This is a genomic window from Candidatus Binatia bacterium (assembly GCA_035631035.1).
Classification (GTDB): domain Bacteria; phylum Eisenbacteria; class RBG-16-71-46; order SZUA-252; family SZUA-252; genus DASQJL01.
In genome coordinates this window covers 1-5,620 of record DASQJL010000048.1, presented here as the reverse complement: position 1 = coordinate 5,620, position 5,620 = coordinate 1, and the positions used below count along the sequence as shown (strand labels likewise).

Annotated in this window: 6 protein-coding genes; all 6 read left to right on the top strand. The window is 71.1% G+C overall.

Translation table 11 applies throughout. The features are described 5' to 3' along the window. The coding region (locus VE326_04490; protein ID HYJ32456.1) for a hypothetical protein at nt 1–193 on the top strand (193 nt) is incomplete at its 5' end. Between the two features lie 604 nt (nt 194–797). Then, on the top strand, nt 798–1,877 hold the full coding sequence (locus VE326_04485; protein HYJ32455.1) for a sensor domain-containing diguanylate cyclase: 1,080 nt from the start codon (nt 798–800) through the stop codon (nt 1,875–1,877). A gap of 32 nt (nt 1,878–1,909) precedes the next feature. Beyond that, nucleotides 1,910–2,578: a hypothetical protein gene (locus VE326_04480; GenBank protein HYJ32454.1), complete on the top strand. Its 669-nt coding sequence runs from the start codon at nt 1,910–1,912 to the stop codon at nt 2,576–2,578. Then, on the top strand, nt 2,575–3,300 hold the full coding sequence (locus VE326_04475; protein ID HYJ32453.1) for a DUF92 domain-containing protein: 726 nt from the start codon (nt 2,575–2,577) through the stop codon (nt 3,298–3,300). The genes VE326_04480 and VE326_04475 overlap by 4 nt, the downstream gene beginning before the upstream one ends. Nucleotides 3,301–3,317: 17 nt before the next feature. Further along, nucleotides 3,318–4,466 (top strand): UDP-N-acetylglucosamine 2-epimerase (non-hydrolyzing), encoded by a 1,149-nt coding sequence (gene wecB, locus VE326_04470; GenBank protein HYJ32452.1) that lies wholly within the window; start codon nt 3,318–3,320, stop codon nt 4,464–4,466. Between the two features lie 89 nt (nt 4,467–4,555). Then, a complete protein-coding gene (locus tag VE326_04465; GenBank protein ID HYJ32451.1) occupies nt 4,556–5,572 on the top strand; it encodes a polysaccharide biosynthesis/export family protein in 1,017 nt (338 codons plus the stop codon). The last annotated feature ends 48 nt before the right edge of the window (nt 5,573–5,620 follow it).

Sequence of the window (5,620 nt, the reverse complement as noted above, 5' to 3'; positions counted from 1 at the left end):
GCGCTTCTTCACCATGCTCACGAGCGCCGCGGTGGTTGCGGCGGACGTCTATCTCTTCTTCATGTTCCGGCAGCACGCGGGCGCGTTTCCGCCGCCATGGGATTCCGCGATCCCTGTCGGAATCGCCGGGATCCTGCTCTTCGCCCTGTGGCGCCTGCGCCGGCAGGTTCGCCTGTTTCGCGAGGACCGCTAGAAGACGTGCTCGGAGGTCGTGCCCAAGGGCGGCCGAGCGCACTGCGTTTGGCGCGAGGAGAGACAGCCCTTCGGGCGGCCGCCCTCCGGCCCGACACTCTCCCCGACGGTGGGCACCCCCTCGGCGGGCCTCCGGGAGGCGCCCTCCGCGGCTGTCTCTCCTCGCGTCAAAAGACCAGGGCGGTGTTCGGCGACCCGTGGGTGGCGTGCGCTTCGCGCCGCCACCACCCCAAACCGGGACATGGTTCGATCGCGCTTCCTTCGATCACGCTCCCAGAATTGACTTCATGGATGGCAGGCTCCGTGAGTGGGTCGGCGCACCTGAGCTCGTGGGGTCGAGACGCAATCCTTGGACGCGAGGAGAGACAGCCGCGGAGGGCGCCTCCCGGAGGCCCGCCGAGGGGATCCCCAAACGGGAGGAGAGCGTCGGGCCGAAGGGCGGCCGCCCGAAGGGCTGTCTCTCCTCGCGCCCAACGCAGTGCGCTCGGCCCCCATTCGCGAGGTGCTCCGCACAAAAGGCACGGAGATTGCTGAAACACAGCACCGTGCCACAGCGCCCCATCAAAACCGTGCATCCCGCAATGGACGATCTTGCGGGGAACGAATTGTTTTTTACCACCCTCCAGGAAATTACCAGCCTGATCAACGGCGGGAGGGCGCAGGAGACTATTTTCGAGTCGGTCCTTTCCTGCGCGCTGCACATGCTTCACGCCCAGGCGGTCTTCCTCGTGACGGTGGACAGCGGACGCATCCGGAAGTTCGCGCGCCGGCGCGGCCCGGACGGCCAGCTCCAGTCGCTCGAGCGCTACGAGCTGCCGAGCCATGCGGGAATCAGCCGCTGGGTGCTCCTCGAAGGGCAGCCGGTGCACGTGCCCGACGTGGACGCCGATCCGCGCTATCACCCGAGTATGGATTCCCTGCCGGGCCTCCAGACGGCCACCGTGCTGGCGGCGCCCCTCAAGGTGCGCGACGCCGTGCTCGGGGTGCTCGTCGCCGTGAACCGGCTGGACGCGACCCCCTTCGATCCGCGCCACATCCGAATTCTCTCGCTGCTCGCCAACCAGACGGCGATCGCGATCGAGAACGGAAAGCTTTACCGGCACGCCGAGCAGCTCGCGATCACCGACGACCTGACGCAGGTCTACAACTATCGCTTCCTCAAGATGGCGCTCCGCCGCGAGGTGAAGCGCGCGGCGCGCTTCGGACAGACCTTCTCGCTCCTCATGATCGACGTGGACAATCTGAAGCACTACAACGACCAGAACGGACATCTGCGCGGGAGCGAGGTGCTCCGGACGGTGGCGCAAATCCTGGTTCGCGAGGCGCGCTCGATCGACCTGGTCGCCAAGTACGGTGGAGACGAGTTCGTCGTGATCCTGCCGCAGACGGCGCGGGAGGGGGCCGTGGTGCTCGCCGACCGCGTGAAGTCCTCGGTGGAGACGACGGCCTTTCCGCTCGTGCCTCCCGGGGTCATCACGGTGAGCCTCGGCGTCGCGACCTATCCCCAAAACGGCATCACTGCGGGAGAGCTGCTCGAATCCGCGGACATCGCCCTCTACGCCGCCAAGCAGTCGGGGAAGAACCGCGTGCGGAGCGCCGGCGAGCCCGACGCGCGGACCCGGACCCGCGGCACGAACCCGTACGACGGGGGCGGCGGGGAGCCGCGCGGCGGCGAATCGCTTTGACACCGCGCCGGGGGCGCGGATAAGGTCCTCCCGTGCTCGTGGCCCTCCACGATCCCCTCCTCGTAGCGGCTTCCTTTCTGGTCCTGTTCGCTCTCGTGGCGGTTGCGCGCGTCGCGGGCTCGCGCCCCGCGGCCGCCCCGGCCGTGCGCCGCGCGCTCCACGCCGCGGTCGGCCTCTGGACCGCGTTCGTCGCGACCCGATTCCACCATCTCGGCTGGGCCCTCGTCCCGCCGCTCGCCTTTCTCGCGATCAACGCTTCGGGGAAGACCGGCCGCATGGTGCCCGCGCTCGACCGCCCCGGAGACGCGGGATCCTCGCGCGGTCTCTGGACCTTCCCGCTGGGTGTGGCGCTCACGTACGCGCTGTTCTGGAACGATCCCGCTCGCGCGCCGGTCGTGGCCGGCTGCCTCGCGCTCGCGCTCGCCGATCCCGCGGCCGCGTGGGTCGGCCGGAGCCTGGGGCAGCGCCGCCTGCGCCCGCTCCGGATGGGGCGCACCCTGGAGGGATCGCTCGCCTTCTTCCTGGTCGCGGCCCTGGCCGCCGGCGGGGTCGCCTGGGCCTTGGCGCCGGGCGTCCACGCGGTGCGCCTGGCGGTGGGATGCGCGGCGGCCGGCGCGCTGGTCGAGGCGCTCGCGCCGCCGGGATGGGACAACGCCGTCATCCCCCTCGCCGTGGCCGCGGCGTTTCATTTCCTCGCGTGACGCCGTTTCTCTGGGGTCTCGTCTTCGCGGCGGCGGGTGCCGTGCTCGTGCTCGCGACCCGGCAGGGGACCCCGGCCGCCGCGGCGCTCGGCTTCGCCGTCTCCCTGGCCCTGGTGTTAGGATTCGGTCCCGCGGTGATGGCGCCGGTCGCCCTCTTCGTGCTCGGCTCGGGCGTCCTCACGCGCGCCGGACGCGCCCGGAAGGAGCGGATGCGCGCCGCGGAGAAGAACCGCGGCCGGCGCGGCGCGGCGCACGTCGCGGCCAAGCTGGGCGTTCCCGCGCTCCTTGGAGCCGCGGCCGCCCTGATGCCGCACCTCGCGCCGTGGCTCGGAGGGGGCGTGGCCGCCTCGCTCGCGGCCGCCTTCGCCGACACCGCGGCGACCGAGACCGGCCCGCTGGTTTCGGGACCGGTGTTCCGGGTGCGCGGCGTTCGCGTCGCCCGTGCCGCCCATGGCGCGCCCGGCGGCGTGAGCGCCGCGGGGCTGGCCGGGGGAGCGCTCGCCGCGCTCGCCCTCGCCGGGCTGGCGCGCGCGACGGGGCTGGGTTCGAGAGAAGGAGCGCCCTGGGCCGCGGCCGGCGCCGGATTCGGCGCCGCGCTGGTGGAGAGCGCGGTCGCGGGCACCGGCCCGGGACAGCGCCTCGGCCCGATCGGGCGGAACCTGTTCCTGTCGGCGCTGGCCGCCGCCATCGGCGTGGGGCTGGCCGTGACGCTTTCGACGTGAGGAGAGACGATCCTGCCATGACGCTCGACATCGCCTGCGTCGTCGCCGCCAGGCCCAACTTCATGAAGATGGCGCCGGTCGTGGAAGCGCTGCGCGCGCGGCCGGGGATTTGCGCCCGGCTGGTGCACACGGGCCAGCACTACGACGAGGCGATGTCGCGCGTCTTCTTCGACGAGCTGGGCATGCCCGCGCCCGACGTGAACCTGGACGTCGGCTCGGGGAGCCATGCCGCGCAGACCGCGCGCGTGCTGGAGCGGTTCGACGAGTGGCTCGAGGCCGCCCGCCCCGACCTCGTCGTCGTCGCCGGCGACGTCAATTCCACCCTCGCCTGCGCCCTCGCCGCGGCCAAGCGCGCCATCCCCGTCGCGCATGTGGAATCGGGACTCCGGAGCCGCGACCGCGCGATGCCCGAAGAGCTGAACCGCATTCTCACCGACGCGCTCGCGGATCTCCTCTTTGCGACGTCGGCCGACGCGGTCCAGAATCTGGAACGCGAGGGGATCGACGCCGCGAAGATCCATCTCGTGGGGAACTCGATGATCGATTCGCTGCGCCGCCATCTCCCGGCGGCGCGCGCGCGCCGGGCGCCGGAGCGCTTCGGCGTGGAGCGCGGCGGGTACGCGGTCGCGACGATCCACCGGCCGAGCAACGTGGACGACCCGGAGCAGCTTTCGCGCGTGCTGGAGGCGCTCGCCGCCCTGTCGTCGTCGCTCCCCGTGGTCCTGCCGGTCCATCCGCGCACGGCGGCGCGGATCGAGTCGATGGGGGCGGCGGGAGCGGCTCGTCACTCGGCGCGGCGGCTCTTGGTCGTCCCGCCGCTCGGCTATCTCGATTTTCTCGGACTCATGGAAGCGGCACGCCTCGTGCTCACGGACAGCGGGGGCGTCCAGGAGGAGACCACGGCGCTCGGAGTACGCTGTATCACGCTCCGCGACACCACGGAGCGTCCGATCACCATGACCGAAGGCACCAACCGGCTCATCGGAAGCGATCCGGCGTCCATTCTGCCCGCCGCAAGCGAGGCGCTCGCGGCCGGACCCATCGAAGCGCGCATGCCCGCGCTCTGGGACGGCTATGCCGGAGAGCGCATCGCCGCCGTCCTCGCGCGGCAGCCGGCTTCGGGATCCAGCGAACGGCGGGAGAAAACGTCCCCGGCCACGGTTTGACAGTGGGCGGCAACCGCGTTAAAATCTAAGGCTGGACTGCAGTTGCCTGTTTTGGACGAGGGCGCTGCGCGCCGATCGAAAGGGACCCCATGACCGGCATTGGCCGTTTCCACCAAAATTGGAAGACCGGGCGGAAGATCCGGGGAAGAGCGTGGCACAGGTCTGTCCTGACGCTTGCGATCGCCGGGCTCCTGTCGGCCGTCCTCGCCGGGGCGGCAGCGGCCCAGGGCTCCCGTCTGCCGGCGCCCTCCGGGTCGCAGGAAGAGCCCTACCGCGTCGGCAAGGGGGACGTCATCCGCGTCGACGTGCCGGGACACACCGACATGAGCGGCTCGTTCACTGTCGCCGACGATGGAACCGTCACCGTTCCCAACCTGGGCACGATCCGCGTCCAGGGGAGGACCGCGAGCGAAATCCGGAGTGACCTTGGGCGCCGCGTCTCGCTGATCGACCGCAGCTCGCCCCCGGTCACCGTGACCGTGGCCGAGTTCAAGAGCCGGAAGATCTTCGTTTTGGGCGCCGTGCTCCTGCCCGGCATCTACGCGTTCGCGGAGATGCCGACGGTGTGGGACGCCATTGCCGAAGCCGGCGGCCCGCTGGACGACGCCAACCTGAACGCCGTGGAGCTCATCCCCGGCGACGCGGCCGGGGGCCGGAAGACCGAGACGATCGACATCGCCAGCGCCATCCGCGAGAGCCGCACCGAGACCCTGCCGCGCCTGAGGCCCGGGGACACCGTGCGCGTGCCGCGGGGCCAGAACGCCACCAGCGTGCTCCTGACGGGTGCCGTGCTGCGCCCCGGTCCGCTCCCGTACGATCAGGCCCCCGACCTCGTCACCGCCGTGGTGCGGAGCGGCGGCGTCGCCGCCGACGCGGACCAGAACCAGGTGCAGGTGATCCGGCAGTCGGGTGACCGATCGATGCGGATTCGGGTCAATCTCAACAAGTACTTCGAGAAGGGCGATGCGTCGTCCAATCCTCACCTGGAGCCCGGGGACACCGTGTTCATCCCGCGGAAGGAAGGCACCTCGATCTGGGTCCACCTCGCACAGATGAGCTCCGTCATCTCCCTGGTCGCGTCCATCATCGCCCTCTCCAGGCATTGAGCCGAGCATGAGCGCCGCCGAGCAGGAAAAGGGACTCGTTGTCGACAC